The organism is Micromonospora sp. FIMYZ51, from assembly GCF_038246755.1.
Taxonomy (GTDB): Bacteria; Actinomycetota; Actinomycetes; order Mycobacteriales; family Micromonosporaceae; genus Micromonospora.
Map to the genome: position 1 here is coordinate 4,293,349 of NZ_CP134706.1, position 18,498 is coordinate 4,311,846.

The 18,498-nt window shown below is 72.5% G+C and carries 16 protein-coding genes; 3 read left to right on the plus strand and 13 right to left on the minus strand.

What is annotated here, in order from left to right; all coding sequences use genetic code 11:
* Window positions 1-51: 51 nt before the first annotated feature.
* Complete coding sequence (locus tag QQG74_RS19550; protein WP_341716206.1) at window positions 52-1,485, minus strand: hypothetical protein; 1,434 nt, start codon at window positions 1,483-1,485, stop codon at window positions 52-54.
* Between the two features lie 12 nt (window positions 1,486-1,497).
* A complete protein-coding gene (locus QQG74_RS19555; RefSeq protein ID WP_341716207.1) occupies window positions 1,498-2,079 on the minus strand; it encodes a LemA family protein in 582 nt (193 codons plus the stop codon).
* Between the two features lie 187 nt (window positions 2,080-2,266).
* On the opposite strand from QQG74_RS19555, the gene QQG74_RS19560 reads away from it, so the two are divergent.
* Entirely contained in the window at window positions 2,267-2,593 is a 327-nt protein-coding gene (locus QQG74_RS19560; RefSeq protein WP_341716208.1) for an amphi-Trp domain-containing protein, read from the plus strand.
* Between the two features lie 60 nt (window positions 2,594-2,653).
* On the opposite strand, the gene QQG74_RS19565 is transcribed toward QQG74_RS19560, so the two are convergent.
* Window positions 2,654-3,052 carry a hypothetical protein gene (locus QQG74_RS19565; RefSeq protein WP_341716209.1) on the minus strand — a complete coding sequence of 133 codons (399 nt, stop codon included), beginning with the start codon at window positions 3,050-3,052 and terminating at the stop codon, window positions 2,654-2,656.
* 140 nt (window positions 3,053-3,192) lie between these two features.
* Between QQG74_RS19565 and QQG74_RS19570 the strand changes: the two genes are divergently transcribed.
* Window positions 3,193-4,539 carry a glycoside hydrolase family 6 protein gene (locus tag QQG74_RS19570; RefSeq protein WP_341716210.1) on the plus strand — a complete coding sequence of 449 codons (1,347 nt, stop codon included), beginning with the start codon at window positions 3,193-3,195 and terminating at the stop codon, window positions 4,537-4,539.
* A 39-nt stretch (window positions 4,540-4,578) separates the two neighbouring features.
* Here the strand turns inward: QQG74_RS19570 and QQG74_RS19575 are convergent, their stop codons facing one another.
* Window positions 4,579-4,878 (minus strand): STAS domain-containing protein, encoded by a 300-nt coding sequence (locus tag QQG74_RS19575; protein ID WP_341716211.1) that lies wholly within the window; start codon window positions 4,876-4,878, stop codon window positions 4,579-4,581.
* On the minus strand, window positions 4,875-9,029 hold the full coding sequence (locus QQG74_RS19580) for a SpoIIE family protein phosphatase (RefSeq protein ID WP_341716212.1): 4,155 nt from the start codon (window positions 9,027-9,029) through the stop codon (window positions 4,875-4,877). The genes QQG74_RS19575 and QQG74_RS19580 overlap by 4 nt, the downstream gene beginning before the upstream one ends.
* Window positions 9,030-9,366: 337 nt before the next feature.
* Between QQG74_RS19580 and QQG74_RS19585 the strand changes: the two genes are divergently transcribed.
* Entirely contained in the window at window positions 9,367-10,323 is a 957-nt protein-coding gene (locus tag QQG74_RS19585; protein ID WP_341716213.1) for a LysR family transcriptional regulator, read from the plus strand.
* Here QQG74_RS19585 and QQG74_RS19590 read toward each other — a convergent pair.
* From QQG74_RS19590 to QQG74_RS19625, 8 genes are read right to left on the minus strand one after another with little or no spacing between them, the layout of a single operon-like run.
* Window positions 10,284-11,477 carry a VWA domain-containing protein gene (locus QQG74_RS19590; RefSeq protein ID WP_341716214.1) on the minus strand — a complete coding sequence of 398 codons (1,194 nt, stop codon included), beginning with the start codon at window positions 11,475-11,477 and terminating at the stop codon, window positions 10,284-10,286. The genes QQG74_RS19585 and QQG74_RS19590 overlap by 40 nt on opposite strands.
* Window positions 11,474-12,301 (minus strand): SRPBCC family protein, encoded by an 828-nt coding sequence (locus tag QQG74_RS19595; protein ID WP_341716215.1) that lies wholly within the window; start codon window positions 12,299-12,301, stop codon window positions 11,474-11,476. Before QQG74_RS19595 ends, QQG74_RS19590 begins: the two co-directional genes overlap by 4 nt.
* Complete coding sequence (locus tag QQG74_RS19600) at window positions 12,298-13,197, minus strand: MoxR family ATPase (protein ID WP_341716216.1); 900 nt, start codon at window positions 13,195-13,197, stop codon at window positions 12,298-12,300. The genes QQG74_RS19595 and QQG74_RS19600 overlap by 4 nt, the downstream gene beginning before the upstream one ends.
* Entirely contained in the window at window positions 13,194-13,778 is a 585-nt protein-coding gene (locus QQG74_RS19605) for a nucleotidyltransferase family protein (protein ID WP_341716217.1), read from the minus strand. The genes QQG74_RS19600 and QQG74_RS19605 overlap by 4 nt, the downstream gene beginning before the upstream one ends.
* Entirely contained in the window at window positions 13,775-14,644 is an 870-nt protein-coding gene (locus QQG74_RS19610) for an XdhC family protein (RefSeq protein ID WP_341716218.1), read from the minus strand. Before QQG74_RS19610 ends, QQG74_RS19605 begins: the two co-directional genes overlap by 4 nt.
* A 10-nt stretch (window positions 14,645-14,654) precedes the next feature.
* The gene (locus QQG74_RS19615; protein ID WP_341716219.1) at window positions 14,655-17,045 is read right to left on the minus strand and encodes an aerobic carbon-monoxide dehydrogenase large subunit; all 2,391 of its coding nucleotides are present in this window, start codon (window positions 17,043-17,045) and stop codon (window positions 14,655-14,657) included.
* A complete protein-coding gene (locus tag QQG74_RS19620) occupies window positions 17,042-17,590 on the minus strand; it encodes a (2Fe-2S)-binding protein (RefSeq protein ID WP_341716220.1) in 549 nt (182 codons plus the stop codon). Before QQG74_RS19620 ends, QQG74_RS19615 begins: the two co-directional genes overlap by 4 nt.
* Window positions 17,591-17,592: 2 nt before the next feature.
* Window positions 17,593-18,465 (minus strand): xanthine dehydrogenase family protein subunit M, encoded by an 873-nt coding sequence (locus tag QQG74_RS19625; protein ID WP_341716221.1) that lies wholly within the window; start codon window positions 18,463-18,465, stop codon window positions 17,593-17,595.
* Window positions 18,466-18,498: the final 33 nt, after the last annotated feature.

Here is an 18,498-nt window from a genome sequence, read left to right on the forward strand (position 1 = left end):
GCGGGAATGAGCCGCTTGGCGAACCGAGGGCCGGCTGATCGGCCCGCAGGCTCACCTGGTATCCGACCCGCTCAGGCGGCGCGTTCGGCGGTGGCCTACCACCGACAGGCTCACCACCCGCCGGCTCCACGGGCGGACCCGGATCGTCACCGTGTCACCGTCGTGGCAGTCACCGGCCCACTGGCTCGGCAGTCCCCAGGCGGTCGTCCGGTCGCCGCTGCCGTCGTCCACCGCCACGTAGTGCAGCCAGGGCCGGGACGGCTGCCCCTCCCCCTGGGCTTTCGACTTCCACACCTGAACCCAGAGCAGCTCACCGGTGATCGTGCGCTCGGTGACGAGATCACCGAGGCCACGCAGCAGCGTCCAGGCCCCGGAGAGCAGCACCCACACCGCCACGACCACGATGCCGTCGACGACCAGGGTGAAGGCCCGCACGAACGGGTAGCTGGCCGAGGGGCTGAGGTCGAACGACGGGCCGAAGACCTTCAGCAGGAAGCCACCCACCACCAGCCTGATCACCGCGCTGAGCAGCAGCCTCGGCATGCTCTGGCCGTAGCGCGGCCAGAACCACGGGTAGCGCACCCGTACCCGGCGCCAGACGCCGCCGTACGACGACCACACCCGCGTCCGGTCACCCAGACCCAGGTCGAGCACGGCGCTGGTCAGGCGGGTCGCACCGACGGCCGCGCCGTACCCGAGGTAGCGATCCCAGACCGCCACCGAGGCCGGCGGCAGCTGTTCGAACTGCTCGTGCCCGCGCAGCCAGTCCCGCACCCCGAGCCAACGGGCCGCCACCTGGCGGCCGAGGGGCGTGTCGCGCTCTCCCGGCGAGAGCCCGGCGATGCTTGACAGCACGGCGAAGGTGATGAAGCCGACCGCGAGACCGCGATTGTCCGCAGCCTGACGCCAACTGCCGTGGTGTCCGGCGGCCAGACCGACGATCACCCCGGCGACCAGCGCGGCGGCGGCCAGCAGGCTGCCCACCCGCGGTCCGAAGCGACGCCGGGACAGCCCCGCCGCCCGGGCGTCCGCGATCACCTGCGCACTCAGCCGCTTGTTCCACTCCTTGGCCCGCGCCGGGTCTCGGAAGGTCAGCGCGGTGATCGGCAGCACGCCGTGCACCGCGAGGCCGCGTATCCGGTCGAGCACCTGGCGCTCGTACGGCCGCAGCCCGCTGTCGTCCGGCGGCGTCGACGGCAGGTGCAGGGTGGTCTCCATCGGGTCGTCGCCCGGCTGGCGCAGCTCGACGAAGCCCCGCGCGGCGAGGTCGAGCAGCGTCGACTCGGCCGCGTCCTCGGTGACCGACCAGCGGTTGACCAGCAGGCTGACCACGGCGGGCGGTTCGGGCCCGAGTTCCATGGTGGCCGGTGCAGGCGTCGCGGTGACCGGCCGGGTGACCAGCCGGACGACGCCGTAGGCGGCGAACCAGCCGGCGAGCGCCAGCGCGCCCACCGCCAGGTCGAACAGCAGGCGCGAGTCAATCATCGGCCGGCGCCATCAGTAACGCACCCGGACGGTTGCGCGTTCGCCGTCCAGAGCCTGGAAGAAGTCGGTCGCCCGAAACCCGCCGAGCCCGGCGATCAGGTTTGTCGGGATGGTCTGCACGCTTGTGTTGAAGGTCTGCACGGCGCTGTTGTAGAACTGCCGGGCGTACGCGATCTTGTCCTCGGTCCGGGTCAACTCGCCCTGCAAGGCGGCGAAGTTCTGGTTGGCCTTGAGCTCCGGGTACACCTCGGCCAGCACGAACAGCCGCCCCAACGCCTGGGTGAGGACGTTCTCGGCCGCCTCCCGACCAGCCACCCCGGGGGCGCCGGCGGCGGCGATCGCGCCGCTGCGGGCGGCCATCACCGCCTCCAACGTGCCGCGTTCGTGCCCCGCGTAGCCCTTGACCGTCTCCACCAGGTTCGGGATCAGGTCATGGCGCCGCTTGAGTTGCACGTCGATCTGCGCCCAGGACGCCTGCACCTGGTTGCGCTGCCGGACCAGCCGGTTGTAGGCGACCAGCGCCCAACCCACCGCAACCACCGTCAGCAGGCAGCACAGCCCGCCGACCAGGCCCAGCATGAGTCGTACGTCCAATTGCGCCCCCGCCCCTGGATCATCGTGCTCGGATGATGCGGGGCCCGCGCCACGCTACGCAATCAGGCAAACGGCCGGCACCCGGACGTCGGCGGGCAGCGCCGGCGCGCCGCGCCGTCCACTCTCCGGGTGGGGCGACGGCCGACCCTACCGGCCGAGCCGTCAGGCGGGATGTCAGCATTGCGGCATGGATATCTACGAGGACGAGCGGACCGTGTCGCGGGCGGACCTGGCCGCGTGGTTGCGGCAGGTGGCGAGCCAGTTGGAGACCGGCAAGGTCTTCTACGGCGCCGCCGGCAGCATCGCCGTCGCCGATCAGGTGCACTGCGAGTTGGAGATCGAGCAGGAGGGCAAGGACGAGTTCTCGATCGAGATCGAGTTCTCCTGGGTCAACCCGAAGGCCGCCGCGCCGGCCGAGGCCGCCCAGGAGGCGGAGCAGGCCGACGAGGCCGAGTCGGCGGAGACGGACGCGGACGAGGAGCCGGCAGCGATCACCTCCTCCCCCGCCGCGTAGCGGCGCCCGAACCGCTCGGGGCGGCCGACGGGCCCGCCCCGGGCGGAACCTGCGGCACGGTCAGCGCAGCCGGCGACCGCCGCCGAGCCAGTCGCGGGAGGCGCGGGTGTTGAGCGCCCAGAGCACCCAGGCCAGCAGGGCCAGGCCGACACAGGTGATCGTGCCGAACAGACCGAGCGAGGCCGCGGCCAACAGCCCCGCCAGGGCGTACGCGGGATAGGGCGCCCAGCGGCGGCCGGCGGCCAGGCTGAGTGCCACAAGCGCGCAGGCCACCGCCAGCACGGCGAAGAAGACGACGGCACCGAACGAGCCGCCCTCGGCCACCAGGCGGTGCACCGTCGCCAGGAGGAACAGCAGCGAGAGCAGCGCGAAGACGAGCACGGTGACCCGGAGCGGGGTGGGCATCGCGGGGTACCGGAACATGTCCCCGTAGCCGCCGCCGGGGGCGCGTACGACCATACGGACAACGATGGGCGGCTATCGGCACGCGCGGGTGGCACTGTCGGAAAGGCGACAGTACGCTCTCGGTCCGGACCCACTTGCGCTCATTTCAGCGATAGCAGTCAATGGATGGAGTGGATCGGACACGGGGAGTTCACATGCCTGCCACGGGGAAGACCCGCCGCCTGCTCGCCGCCGCCACGGTCGCGACCCTCATCGGCGCCGCGGTCGTCGCCGGACCGGCCCGGGCCGGCGCCCGGGCCCCGCACGTCGACAACCCGTACGCCGGAGTGTCGGGGTACGTCGATCCGCAGTGGCGGGCCCGCGCGGAGAGCGTGCCGGGTGGACACCGCGTGTCGGGCCACCCGACCGGCATCTGGCTGAACCGGGTGAGCCAGATCGCCGGCGAGCCGGGCGAGTTGGGACTGCGCGCCCACCTGGACGCCGCGCTGGCCCAGCGCGCCGGGTACGTGCAAGTGGTGCTGAACAACCTGCCCGCCCGCGACTGCGCCCGGCTGGCCCCGCACGGCGAGTTCGCGGTCGGCGAGGTGCGCCGCTACCAGCGGGAGTTCGTCGACCCGATCGTGGCGATCGAACGTGACCCGAAATACCGCCGGCTACGGATCATCAACGTGGTCGAACCCAACGCGGTGCCCGCCCTGGCCACCACCATCGGCCTGAGCGCGCGATGCGCGGACGTGGCCCGCAGCGGCGACTACGTCGAGGGCATCCGGTACGCGCTTGACCGGTTGCGCCCCTACGCCAACATCTACACCTACCTGGGCTCCGGGCACCACGCGGAGCTGGGCTGGGACGAGAACCGGTCGACCGGGGTGCGCCTGATCACCGAGATCGCCGCCGGCAGCCGGGCCGGCGTACGCGGCCTCGACGGCGTCATCGTCAACACCGCCGGGTACGGCGCGCTGGTCGAGCCGTACTTCACCGTCAACACGACGGTCAACGGGGTGTCGGTGCGGCAGACCCGCTGGGTGGACTGGAACAACTTCGTCGACGAGCTGCCGTACGCCCAGCGGCTGCGGCAGGATCTGGTCGCCGCCGGGTTCCCGGAGCAGATCGGCGTGCTGATCGACACGTCCCGCAACGGGTGGGGCGGCCCGCGCCGGCCGACCGGCCCGGGTGTCGCGTCCAGCGTGGACACGTTCGTCGACCAGTCCCGTGTCGACCGGCGTACCTCGGCGGTGAACTGGTGCAACCAGTCCGGTGCCGGCCTCGGTGAGCGGCCGGCCGTGGCGCCGCAGCCCGGCGTCGACGCGTACGTCTGGATGAAGCCGCCCGGCGTCTCCGACGGCGCCAGCGACCCCGCGCAGGCCGCCGACCCGCGCAGCGGTTTCGACCCCAAGTGCGATCCGGACTACCGGCCGCCGACGGGCTCCGGATGGCCGCCCACCGACGCGCTGCGCGGCGCGCCGCCGGTCGGTGCCTGGTTCCCCGCACACTTCACCGAACTCATGGCGAACGCCCACCCGCCGCTGCCGGCGACCTGACCGCCCTCCGGCGGCACCGACCAGCGGTGCCGGCCCGACTCACGGTCGGTGCACGGTGGTGAGGTCGGCCAGGCCGGAGATGGTGAGCAGCGGCTCCAGCAACGGGGTGACGACCAGCTGAATGCGTTCGGCGTGCGGAAACAGGGCGGCCAGGCCGGCACTGTCCAGGTACTCCACCTCGGTGAGGTCGACGACGAGCGGGGTGCCGTCGGCGTCCACGGCGTCGGCCAGCCCGGCGGCGAAGGTGGCGGCGTTGCTCATGTCGATCTCGCCGGTGACGGTCAGGATCCGCGTACCGTCGGAGCGCCGACTGGTGGCGAGGGAGAGCGCGGTGGTCATCGGGTAATCCTTGCCTGCATGTCGACAGTGGTGCCGGACGTGCCGGCGGTGACGGTGATCTTGTCCATCAGGGCCCGCATGAGGACCAGTCCACGGCCACGGTGGGTGTTGGCCGCCGGCTGCGGCGTCCGCCACCGGCCGGTGTCGGTGATGCTCAGGCGCAGGTCGTCCGCGGTGGCGGCGGCGCGCAGCAGGATCCGCCCGCCGGGCGAGTCGCGGTTGCCGTGCTCGATGGCGTTGGCGCAGGCCTCGCCGGCAGCCACCAGGACGTTGTATGCGCTCGCCGGGGCCAGCCCGCAACGGTCGAGCCAGTTACGCAGCGCGCTGCGCACCGGGGCCAGATGGGTCGACTCGGCGGGAAACTCCAGTTCCAACGGCCCGGGATGGCGGTAGAGCAGCAGCGCGACGTCGTCGTCGTAGCCACCGTCCGGTGCCATCTGCTCCATCACCTCCGTGGCCAGGTTCTCGATAGGTGCGGTGCGGCCGGTCTGGACAGCGGCGGCGGCGTTCGCGATGCCGACGCTCAGCGGTTGGCGGCGCCGTTCCACCAGGCCGTCGGTATACAGCAGCAGGGTGGCCCGCGCGGGCACCACGCAGGCGGCCTCGGGCCGGTCGAGACCCGGGCGGACGGCGAGCGGACGGGAACGTCCCTGGTCGAGCAGGTTGGTGGTGCCGTCGGAGTGAGCGATCACCGCCGGTGGATGACCGGCGCTGGAGTAGCGCAGCTCGCCGGTGAGGAGGTCGAGCACGCCGCAGAACACGGTGGCGCAGGCGGCGCCGGGCAGCAGCGCGGCGAAGCGGTCGAGCGCCATCAACGTCTGGGCGGGGCTGGCGTCCTGGAGCAGCAGTGCCCGGCAGGCACTGCGCAGCTGGCCCATGACGGTGGCGGCCTGTAGGCCGTGGCCCACACAGTCGCCGACCACGATGCCGATCCGACCGTCGGGCAGTTCGACGGTGTCGTACCAGTCGCCGCCGACCTTCAGCGGGCGGGTGGCCGGCGCGTACCGCACCGCGAAGCCGGCGGGCAGCTGCGCCGGCCCGAGGATGGCCCGTTGCAGCGCCAGGGCCGTCTCCCGCTGCTGGTCGATCTGGTGGACCCGGTGCAGCCCCTGACCGAGGTGCCCCGCCAGCAGGGCCAGCAGGGTCTGGTCCTGGTCGGTGAAGGGCCGTTTCTCCCCCAGGTCGATCCAGATGGCCATGGTGCCGTGCGGGTGCTCCACCGCGATGCCCGCGCCACCCGCCGGGTCGGCGACCGGGGTGAGCAGCGGCCGGTCCGGTAGCTCGGTGAGGCCGCGACGCCGCTGCTCGGTGAGCCCGTCCCAGCGCAGCTGCGGGTCGGTGGCGGTGATCACGGGAGCGTGGGAGCCGTCGAACACGGCCGCGAGGACGCTTGCGGCCCGCCAGAGCTTGCGCAGCTCGTCCAGGACGCCGTGCAGGGCGTCGGTCAGGTCCTCCGCCTGCGACAGGCGCATGCTCAGCGCCGCCAGGGCGCTCTCGCGCTGCACGGCGTAGTGCTCGGCGGTCACGTCCCGGAAGGTACCGACGATCATGCGTCGGCCGGTGTCCGGGTCGTCGACCTGGTTGAACGTGGCGGCGACCCACAACCGGTGCCCGTCGCGGTGCGTGACGGGCACGGTGTAGCTGCCCTGGGTCTGCCCGACCAGCACCTCGGACGCCTCGATCACCTGGCGGTACGCCTCCGGTTCCGCCTCCTGGTCCGGCCACCACGGCTGCGCCGGACCGCTGCGCAGATCCTCCGGCCCGTAACCGAGGATGTCGGTGAACGCCGCGTTGATCTCGATGACCGTGCCGTCCTGCGCACAGACGAAGAACGCCTCCTGCAACGAGTCGACAAGCGCCGTACGCCAGCGGGCGTGGTGGTTGCGCAACCGCGCCAGTTCCACGTTCGCGCGTACCCGGGCCAGCAGTTCGGCCGCCGAGAACGGCTTCACCAGGTAGTCGTCGGCACCGGCCTCCAACCCCTCGATCGAAGCCTCCTGCCCGGCGCGGGCCGACAGCAGCAGCACCGGCGTACCTGCCGTTCGGGGGTCGGCGCGTAGGGCGGCGACCAGCCGCAGGCCGTCCAGGCGGGGCATCATCACGTCGCTGACCACCAGGTCCGGGGTCTCGGCGCGAGCGGCCTCGAGCGCGTCCAGCCCGTCGGCCACCGCGTCCACCCGGTGGCCGGCGCTGCGCAGCAGCCGGGTGAGGTACTCCCGCATGTCGGCGTTGTCGTCGGCGACCAGCACCCGGGCCGGCGTGGCGGTACGCAGATGCTCGACCGCGGGCGGGTGGTCGGGTGCCACCTCGGTCCCGGGCTGCGCCACGCCGGGCAGCCAGCGCATGGCCTCCTCGACGAACGGTTCGGCGGAGGCGGACACCCCCACCGTGCTGGTGACGGCGGGCACCAGGGAGTTGGCGGGCAGGTGTCCGGTGCCGAAGGGCAGCCGGATCGTGAACACCGTGCCCTCGCCGAGGGCGCTGTCGGCGGTGATCGTGCCGCCGTGCAGCGCGACGAGTTCCTTGACCAGCGCCAGACCGATGCCGCTGCCCTCGTTCGACCGCGACTGGGCGTTCTCGATCCGGTGGAACCGCTCGAACAGCCGCGGCATCTCCTCCTCGGGTACGCCGATGCCGGTGTCCGCGATCCGCACCACCGCCTGCCCGTCCTCGGCGCGCAGGGCCACCCGCACCGAGCCGTGGAAGGTGAACTTGAGCGCGTTGCTGAGCAGGTTGAGCAGGACCTTCTCCCACATGCCCCGATCGATGTGCACCGGCTCGGGCAGTGGCGGGCAGTCCACCTCGAAGGCCAGGCCGGCGCGTTCGATCGCGGAGCGGAAGACGCTGGCCAGGTCGACGGTGGCTGCGGCCAGGTCGACCGGCTCGTAGCGCGCCTGCATCCGGCCGGCCTCGATGCGGGAGAAGTCCAGCAGGCTGTTCACCAGCTTGCCCAGCCGCAGCCCGTTGCGGCGGATGGCCTCCAGTTCCTCCTGCACCGGCTGCTCGGCGTCGTGCAACCGGTGGCGCAACTCCTCAAGCGGACCCATGATCAACGCGAGAGGGGTGCGGAACTCGTGGCTGATGTTGGAGAAGAAAGCGGTCTTGGCCCGGTCCAGCTCAGCCAGTTCCTCCGCCCGCCGCTGCTGGGCCTCGTAGCTGCGGGCGCTGGCGATGCCCGCCGCCACATGCCCGGCCGCCAACTCGATGAACCCTCGGTAGCCGTCGCCAAGCTCTCGGTAGCGGTTCGTCCCGGCCACCAGGAAGCCGTACGGCGCGCCGCCCTGGCGCAGCAGCGGCACCAGCAACGCCTCGGCGGGCGGCTTCGGCCAGTCCCCCGTCGGCAGCTCGGCGAACGTCGCCTCGTCCAGCGCCACCCGCGCCGACTCGCCCGCCAGCAGCGTCCCCGCCGGCCACCGGGCATCCGGATCGGTGCTGGACAGGGTCTGCGGAGCGGCGGGGTGCCCGGCCGCGATCCCGGTGGCGGCGGCCAGCCGGGCCGGCCCGTCCTCCTCGAACAGGTAGGTCAGGGTGAACGGCAGGTCCCGCTGGTTGCGCGCCAACTGCCGCCCCGCGAAGGCGAGCATCTCCTGCTCGGTACGGACCACGCTGGGGTCCGACCCGAGGTCCCGCAACGTCGCCATCCGGCGCTCGCCGATCACCCGGTCGGTGTCCTCCCGAACCACACAGAGCATGCCGACCAGCGCACCGGCGTCGTTGCGCAGCGGGCTGTAGGAAAACGTGTGATACGTCTCCTCCCGGTAGCCGGACCGCTCCAGGAACAGCAGCAGCGCCTCGTCCCAGGTCGCCTGCCCGGTGGTCAGCACGGTGTCGATCCGGGGACCGATGTCGTCCCAGATCTCCGCCCACACCTGCCGCGCCGGGCGACCCAACGCCCACGGATACTTACGGCCCAGCGTGTCGCGCCGGTAGGCGGCGTTGCAGAAGAAGGTCAGCTGCGGCCCCCAGGCCATCCACATCGGGAACCGGGACGACAACAGGATGCGGACCGCCGTCTGGAGGCTCTGCGGCCAGTCGGCCGGCAGCCCCAGCGGCGTCTGGGCCCAGTCCACCCGGGCCAGATCGCGACCGATCTCCTCGTCGACGGCGAACACGTCGGCATTGCCGCGCGGCTGCCGTTCACCACTGCTCATCGCGTCGACGTCTCCCTCAGCCTGAACCTGCGACGTTCCGCCGCCACCCGCCCGCTGCCCCGCCTGCAAAATACGTCGTCAGATGCGTTCCGGCATCCTGGCCAGCGCCCTGGCCCGCACCTGGTCCCCACCGAGCACCTCGGCGGGCCGCATCAGCACGATAGCCGCGGGCACCGAGACCAACCGCGCGAGGCTGCTCCACCCGGTACCCTGCTGCGGCCTGCGCCACTCGTGACCGTCCGCATCGACGGGGTAGCGGTGGGGCGGCGGAGCGGGCATGATCGAACGTCGTTCGCGAATAGTCGTTTCGATCGGGGTGGGAAGAGGTCCGACGTCGATGACCCCGGCACAGCTGCGTGCGTACGTCGCGGTGGTCCGGACGGGCTCCGTCAAGCAAGCCGCCGCGCAGCTCGAGGTCTCCGAATCGGCCATCTCGCTACACATCGCCCAGTTGCGCAAGGAGTTCGGCGACCGGTTGTTCTCCCGCACCTCGGTCGGGCTCGCGTTCACCCCGGGTGGCCTGCGGCTGGCCAGCCGCGCCGCCGAACTGCTCGGCCTACAGGACCGTACGGTGGCGGAGGTGAACGCCGCGGCCCGGGGGCGTCGGCTGTTGCGGGTCGCCGCCTCAAGCATGTTCGCCGAACTGGCCGCACCGGGGCTGATCGAGCTGTTCACCAAGCGCGCCGCCGACCTCGACGTCGAGTTGAGCGTACGCAGCCCGCGTTCGTTCGAGACGCTGCTACTCACCCGCGCCGCCGACCTGGCGATCGGACCGCAGGCACCGGTCGTCGACCAGGCGATCGTGTCCCGGCCGGTGATGAACTACCGGTTGGTGATCGTCGTCGGGCCGGACCATCCGCTGGCCGGCCAGCGGGCCTCGGCCGCCCAGTTGCGCGAGCAGACCTGGCTGCTCGGGCCGTCGGCCGCCACCGAACAGGGCGCGGTCCAGGCGATGTTGCGCCGGCTCGCCGTACCCGACGACCGGCAGCAGATCTTCCAGAGCCACGCGGCCGCGCTCGGTGAGGCGAAACGTGGCAAGGGGGTGGCGCCGGCCCTGTCGTTCACCGTCGCGCCGGAGGTGCGTACCGGCCACCTCGTGCTGCTGGACGGCCCGCACACGACGGTCGAGGCGGTCTGGCACTCGCTGGTGCTCACCGGCCCGGGCGCGCTCTCGGCCGCCGCCGAGCTGTCCCGGTTCGCGTGCACGTCGCGGGCGATCCAGGCGATGATGCGCGGCACGGGAGTCAGCCTGGGTCACTTCCGGCCGGCGGTGCACGTGACGCTCTGGAGCTGACCGGCGGCGGCCAGCAGTTCCTGGAACGTGCCGGCCGGCAGGAGCCGGTCGCAGTAGGGCAGGGCCGCGGCCATGCCCGCCACCCGGGGCGCGAAGCCCGGCACCCCGGCCCGGGGGTTCAACCAGACGACGAGGTGCGCCCGGCGGCGCAGCCGCGCCATCGCGGCGGCGAGTTCGGCGGGCGGATCGCTGTCCCAGCCGTCCGAGCCGATCACCACCACCGCGCCCCGCAGCGCGTCGCCGTGCCGGGAGCCGAGGAGCGTACGCAGGTTCGTGGCGATCCGGGTGCCGCCGAACCGGTCGGTCACCACCGCACCGGCCTGGGTGACCGCCGCGACGGGTGAGGTGTGCCGCAGCGCCACCGTGAGTCGGCTGAGCGTCGTACCGAACGCGAACACCTCGGCGTCGGCGACCGCCGCGAACGCCCGCATCAGGTGCAGGTACGCCGTCGCCTGCGCCCGCATCGACTCGCTGACGTCGCAGAGCAGGACGACCCGACGGGGTCGCCGCACCTGTCGTTCGCGTACCACCTCGACGGGTTCCCAGGCGGTGCGGCGGGCGCGGGCGATCGTCGGCCGCAGGGCGAGGCGCCGGCCGGAGGGGCGCACCGCGTGTCGCCGGGTACGCCGGGTCGGCCAACCGGTGACCGCCGCGCGCAGGGCGTCGCCGAGCAGCGCCACCTGTGCCTCGTCGAGTTCCTCGAACGGCCGGTCGGCCAGCCCGGCGAGCGCGGCGGGACGCCGCTCGGGAAGCCGCAGGGCGCTGTCACCCTCAGCCGCCTCGGCCACGGCCGGTGGCAGTGTCGCCCAGGGCAACCCGCCGCCGGGTCCCGCCTCGGCGTTGGCCGCCGGCACCGGGACGTGCACGTCGTCGCGGCGGCCGGGCGGTGCCGCGGGCCGCGCCGGTGGCGGCGCGGGCGTCTCGGCGAAGACCGCCGCGAAGACCCGGTCGAATACCTCGATGTGCTCGTGCCGGCGGACCAGGCTGATCCGGGCGGTCCAGTAGAGGGTGGACCGGCGTACCGGTGGATCGGCGGCGAGCGCCCGGACGAAGTCCTCGACCTGGGTGAGCCCGGCCGGGACGCCGGCCCGCCGCAGCCGCTCGGCGAGCGCCACCGCGAAGGCCGCCAGGTCGATGCCGCCCAGCCGGCTCACCGTCGGGCGACCAGCCAGGCGATCACCGCGCCGACCGCGACGACGCCGACCAGTACCGGCACGAGCCGCTTGGCCACCGAGCCGCCCGCGACGTCGAGCAGGTCGAGCGCCTCCGGCTCGGCGGCCGGTTCGGGCCTGGCCGCCGTACGCCCGGCCGGCGCGGCGGCGGGTGCCTCCGGGCGGCCCGCGACGGCTGCGGCGGACGGCCCGCCCGGCGACTTTTCGCCGGCGGCGCTGGCCGACGTGCCGGAGCTGCCAGCGGAGGCGGAGGTGCCGGCGATGGCCGACGCGGCGGAGGTGCCCGAGGCGGTAGCGGTGGCCGAGGTGGCCACGGGCTCGACCGGCGCGGCTGCGGTGGGCAACGGCTCGACCGGCGCGCCTTCGGTGGCGAGCTTGGCCTCCAGGTTGGCGACGAACTGGGCGAGCAGTTTGCCGGACACCTCCTTGATCATTCCGCTGCCGAACTGGGCCAGCTTGCCGGAGATCTTCAGGTCGGTGTCGACGCTCACAAGCGTCCGATCGCCCTCCGGCCGCAGCTCGGCGGTGATCACCGCGGCGGCGTTGGCGGCCGACCGGGCGTCGCGGCCCTTCGCGTCGATCACCGCGCGCCGCCGCACGTCGTCCTTCTCGACGAACCGGGCGGTGCCCGCGAACTCGGAGACGACCGGACCGACCTTGACCTTCACCTTGCCCTTGTGGACGTCGCCGTCGACCCCGGTGAGCTGGGCGCCGGGCAGGCAGGGCGCGATGCCTTCCAGGTCGGTGAGCACCGTCCAGGCCCGCTCGACCGGGATGTTCACCGCGAACTCGTTGATGATCTTCATGGTTGACTCTCCTGATGGGTGCCGAGGGCGGCGGCGACGGCGGCCCGGTCGTCGGGGGTCTTGGCGATGGCGCCGATGGTGCGCGGCACCTCGGCGGCGGCAAGGTCGACGACGCCCAGCACGGACAGCGCGGCGACCCAGTCGATCACCTCGGCCATCCCGGGCGTCTTCTCCAGTTCCAGCTCACGCACGCCGCCGACGAACGCGGTAGCGGTACGGATCAACGGCTCGACCGCACCGGGCACCGCCCGGCGGACGATCTCGGCCGCCCGGGCCGGCTCCGGGAACTCGATCCAGTGGTAGAGGCAGCGGCGGCGCAGCGCGTCGTGCAGTTCCCGGCTGCGGTTGGAGGTGAGTACGACGATCGGCGGCGTACGCGCGGTGAAGGTGCCGAGTTCGGGGATGGTGATGCCGGACTCGCCGAGGAACTCGAAGAGCAGCGCCTCGAACTCGTCGTCGGCGCGGTCGATCTCGTCGATCAGCAGCACCGGCGGTACCGGCCCGCAATGGCGTACCGCCCGCAGGATCGGCCGTTGCTGGAGGAACTCGGCGCTGAACAGGTCGGCGTCGGTGAGCCGCTCCTGCTGTGCCTCGGCGAGCCGGATGGCGAGCAGCTGCCGCTGGTAGTTCCACTCGTAGAGCGCCTCACCCGCGGTCAGCCCCTCGTAGCACTGCAACCGGATCAGCGTGGTGTCCAGCGCCCGGGCCAGGGCCTTGGCCGCCGCCGTCTTGCCGACCCCGGGCTCGCCCTCCAGCAGCAGCGGCTTGCCCAGCCGCAGCGCCAGGAAGAGCGCCATCGCCATGCCCTCGTCGACCAGGTAGTCCACCGCGTCGAGGCGGCGGGCGACGGCGGCCGGATCGGGCAGGGTGACCCGCCCGGGCGCGGAGTCGTTCATGACACCTCGCCGGTCAGCAGCCGCTGGTAGTCGGCGCGGGTGTCCACGTCGATCGGCACCGGCCCGTCGACGGGCACCTCGGTGACCGGGTGCCGGCCGGAGTGCAACAGCTTCCACACGGCCTTGTCGCCGTGCAGCTCGGCCAGCTGCGGAAAAACCTCGCGGGAGAACCGGAACGGATGGCCCAGGCCGTCGGCGTACCGGCAGACGGCTAGCGCGGTCGGTGCCCCGGCGACCCGCCGCACGTCGGCGGCCCGTACGCCGGGCTGGTCGCCGAGGAGCAGCACCAGCCCGTCGGCGCGCGGGTCGACCTGCCGCACCGCGCTGCGGATCGACGACCCGCAACCGGTGCTGAACTCGGTGTTCTGCACCACCTGGACCCCGGTCAGGTCGACCCGGGCGCGGACCTGCTCCGCCGCGCCGCCAAGCGTCACCAGCAGCTGGTCGAAGCCGCACGAGCGGGCCAGGTCCAGGGTCGCGTCGAGCAGCGTGCGTCCCCGGTACGGCAACAGCTGTTTGGCCTCGCCGAGGCGCACGGACGCGCCGGCGGCGAGCACCAGGCCGGTCAGGAACACCGTCATGCCGCCGTGAAGGCCGCGCGGCAGCCGGGACAGCAGAACCAGTGCTCCTGCCCGTCCCGCGAGACGTGTGGCGTCTCCGCCGCGATCATCACGGTCATCCCGCACACCGGGTCCACCGCCTGCCTCGGTCGTGCCGTGGGCGAGGTGGCGGGCGGCGCCAGGCCGTCGCGCCGCACCGCCCGGACCACCTCGGCCAGGATGGACAGGGCGATCTCCGGCGGCGTACGCGCGCCGATGTCCAGCCCGGCCGGCGAGTGCACGCGGGCCCGCTCGGCGTCGGTGAGGTCCATCTCGTCGAGCAGGGCGGCGGCGCGCCGGCCGCTGGCGACCAGCGCGACGAAATCCACCCCCGCGTCGAGCGCGGCCCGGATCGCCTCCGGTTCGCCCTTGCCGAGCCCGGCCACCACGACCGCGGTGGCGCCCGCGAAGTCACCGGAAGTGCAGACCTCGAAGTCGAGGAACCGCGCCAGCGTCGCCACCGCGGCGCTGATCGGGGTGTCGCCGGCCAACCCCAGCACCGGCGCCGGCAGCACCGGCCGCAGGAAGATCTCGATCGCGCCACCGGAGTGGCACGGGTTGACCACCACCCGCGCCCCCGGCGTCTCGGGGAACGTGGCCGCCCCGTCGGGCAGCACCCGCAGCAGCAGCGGGTCACCGTCGCGCAGCAGGTCCAGCGCGGCGGCGCGGACCGAACTCTCCGCGCACGCCCCGCCCACGAAACCCTCGATCGTCCCGTCGGCCAGGATCAGCGCGGCGTCGCCCGGCAGCGCCGAGGTCGGCTCCTGGGCGCGGACCACTGTGGCGTGCACGTACGGCTCGCGGGCGGCGGTCAACTCGCGTACCCGCTCGGCGATTGTCGGCGACATCCCGGCCTCCTCAGATCGGCGGTCGGGCCTGGCCGCGCATCGCGTCCCAGACCCGCGACGGCGTCAGCGGCATGTCCGCGTGCCGTACGCCGAAGGGCTTCAGGGCGTCCACGACCGCGTTGACGATCGCCGGGGGCGAGCCGACGGTGGCCGACTCCCCCACGCCCTTCGCGCCGATCGGGTGGTGCGGCGAGGGGGTGACGGTGAAGCCGGTCTCCCAGTCGGGTACCTCAAGCGCGGTCGGGATCAGGTAGTCCATCAGCGACGCGCCGAGGCAGTTGCCGTCCTCGTCGAACGCGATCATCTCCATCAGCGCCATGCCGACCCCGTCGGTGAGCCCGCCGTGCACCTGACCCTCGATGATCATCGGGTTGATCCGGGTGCCGCAGTCGTCCACCGCGATGAACCGCCGCACGGTGACCTGCGCGGTGCCGGGGTCGACGTCCACCACGCAGATGTACGCGCCGTGCGGGTAGGTCAGGTTCGACGGGTTGTAGCAGATCTGCGCCTCCAGCCCGCCCTCCACGCCCTCGGGCAGGTCACCGGCGCCGTGTGCGCGCAGCGCGATGTCCTGGATCGTGACGGACTTGCCCGGGTCGCCCTTGACGTGGAACGCGCCCTTCTCCCACTCCAGGTCGGCGACGGAGACCTCAAGCATCCCGGAGGCGATGATCCGGGCCTTGTCGCGGACCTTGCGGGCCACCAGGGCCGCCGCCGCGCCGGAGACCGGCGTCGATCGGCTGCCGTACGTGCCGAGGCCGAAGGGGGTGTTGTCGGTGTCGCCGTGCACCACGTCGATGTCGTCCGGCGGGATGCCGATCTCCTCGGCCACGATCTGCGCGAAGGTGGTTTCGTGCCCCTGCCCCTGTGACTGCACACTGAGCCGCACCACGGCCTTGCCGGTCGGGTGTACGCGCAGCTCGCAGCCGTCGGCCATGCCCAGCCCGAGGATGTCCATGTTCTTGCGGGGGCCGGCACCGACCGCCTCGGTGAAGAACGCGATCCCGATGCCCATCAGCTCGCCCCGGGCCCGCTTCTCCGCCTGCTCGCGCCGCAGTTCGGCGTAACCGGCCAGCTCCATCGCCAGCCGCATGGTGGGCTCGTAGTCGCCCGAGTCGTAGACCCAGCCGGTCTTCGTGGTGTAGGGGAACTGCTCGGGCCGGATGAAGTTCTTCAGCCGCAACTCGGCCGGGTCCATGCCCAACTCGTCGGCGAGGCAGTCGACGATCCGCTCGACCAGGTAGACGGCCTCGGTGATCCGGAACGAGCAGGCGTACGCGACGCCGCCGGGCGCCTTGTTTGTGTAGACCGCGGTCATCTTGCAGTACGCGGCCTCGATGTCGTAGCTACCGGTGAAGACGCCGAAGAAACCGGCCGGGTACTTGACCGGCGCGGCGGTGCCGTTGAAGGCGCCGTGGTCGGCAAGCACGTTTGTGCGGATGGCCAGGATCCGGCCGTCCCGGGTGGCCGCGATCTCGCCGCGCATGATGTAGTCACGGGCGAACCCGGTGCTGATCAGGTTCTCCGACCGGTCCTCCATCCACTTCACCGGCTTGCCGGTGACGATGGAGGCGACGATGGCGCAGACGTACCCGGGATAGATCGGCACCTTGTTGCCGAAGCCGCCGCCGATGTCCGGCGAGATCACCTGGATCTTGTGCTCGGGGATGCCGGCGACGATCGCGTACAGGGTCCGGTGCGCGTGCGGCGCCTGGGTGGTGGACCAGAGCCGCAGCTTGCCCTCGACCGGGTCGAAGTCGGCGACCGCGCCGCAGGTCTCCATCGGCGCCGGATGCACCCGTGGGTAGACGATGTCCTCGCGCACCACCACGTCGGCGCGGGCGAAGACCGCCTCGGTGGCCGCCTCGTCGCCGGTCTCCCAGTCGAAGCAGTGGTTGTTCGACTTGCCTTCGAGGTCGTCGCGGATGACCGGCGCGTCCGGGGCCAGGGCCCGGCGCACGTCGATCACCGGGTCGAGGACGTCGTACTCGACGTCGATCAGTTCCAGGGCGTCGCGGGCGGCGTAGCGGTCCGCCGCGACCACGAACGCCACCTCCTGCCCCTGGAAACGCACCTTGTCGGTGGCGAGCACCGCCTGCACGTCGTTGGAGAGGGTGGGCATCCAGGCCAGGTTCTGCTCGGCGAGCATCGCCCCGGTCACCACCGCCTGCACCCCGGGCGACGCCTCGGCGGCGCTGGTGTCGATGCTGACGATCCGGGCGTGGGCGACCGGTGCGCGCAGGATCGCCAGGTGCAGCATGCCGGGCAGTTGGACGTCGTCGACGTACCGGCCCCGGCCCCGGACGAAGCGCGGGTCCTCCTTGCGCAGCATCCGGCCGTACCCGACGGGCTTCTGGTCGTTGTCGTGGAAGGTGTCCACGCGCTCGTGCACTGTCGTCATGCGGGGCTCCCGGCGGGTTGGCCGGCGTTGTCGATCGCGCCGGCATCGGGTGCTTCGGTGGTCTCGGTGACCCGGGCCGCGGCCTGCTGCTCGTGCACGGCCGCCCAGCGCACCGAGCGCACGATCGTGGCGTAGCCGGTGCAGCGGCAGATCTGGCCGGAGATGGCCTCCCGGATCTCCGCCTCGCTGGGATCCGGGTTGCGGTCCAGCAACGCCCGGCAGGTCATCATCATCCCCGGCGTGCAGAAGCCGCACTGGAGGCCGTGGCACTGCATGAAACCCTGCTGGATCGGGTCGAGCTCCGCCCCCTTGGCCAGCCCCTCGACCGTACGCACCTCGTGGCCGCCGGCCATCGCGGCCAGCACGGTGCAGGACTTCACCGGCTCGCCGTCCAGCCAGACCACGCAGGTGCCGCAGTTGCTGGTGTCGCAGCCCCAGTGGGTGCCGGTCAGGCCGAGCACGTCCCGCAGGAAGTGCACAAGCAGCAACCGGCCCTCGATCTCCCGGGTGACCTCGACGTCGTTGACGGTCATCGTGACCTGCATCTTCAACTCCTCGCCCGCGCGGTGGCCCGGCGCAGGGCCCGCTTGGTCAGCTCGGCGGCCAGATGCCGCTTGTAGTCGGCGCTGCCCCGCTGGTCGGTGACCGGGTCGCAGCTTCGGGCCGCGATCTCACCGGCCCGCTCGAAGAGGCTCTCGGTGGGCTCCTGGCCACGCAGCGCCGCCGAGACCGCCGGGATACCTGTGGTGTTCGGGCCGACCGCGGCGAGCCCCACCCGGGCGTCGGCGATCACGCCGCCGTCGAGCCAGACGGCCGCGCCGGCCGAGACCACGGCCCAGTCGCCGGCCCGCCGCTCCACCTTCTCGTACGCGCTGCCGCCGCCCGGCCGCACCGGCAGCCGGATCTCGACAAGCATCTCCGCGTCGCCGACCGCCGTCTCGTACGGCCCGACGTGGAACTCCTCCATCGACACGATCCGCTCGGCCCCACCCGGCCCGCGGATCACGCAGCTCGCGTCCAACGTGGTGCACACGGCGGAGAGGTCCTCGGACGGGTCCGCCTGGCACAGCGAGCCGCCAAGCGTGCCCCGGTTGCGTACCACCGGGTCGGCGATCACCCGCTCGGCGTCGGCGAAGATCGGGAAGGTCGCCGCCAGGTCGGCCGACTCAAGCAGCTCGCGGTGCCGGGTGAGCGCACCGATCCGCAGCTCGTCGGGCCCGGGTCGGATGTAGCCCAACTCGCCGTGCAGATCGTTGATGTCGACCAGATAGTCGAAGTTGGCCAGGCGAAGCTTCATCATCGGCAACAGGCTGTGCCCGCCGGCGATCAGTCTCGCCGAACTGCCCAGCCGCTCCAACAGGCCGATGGCCTCGTCCACAGTCGTGGCTCGTTCGTACTCGAACGGCGCCGGAACCTGCATCTCGCACCTCCGCGGTCCCGGCAGACCCTGGTA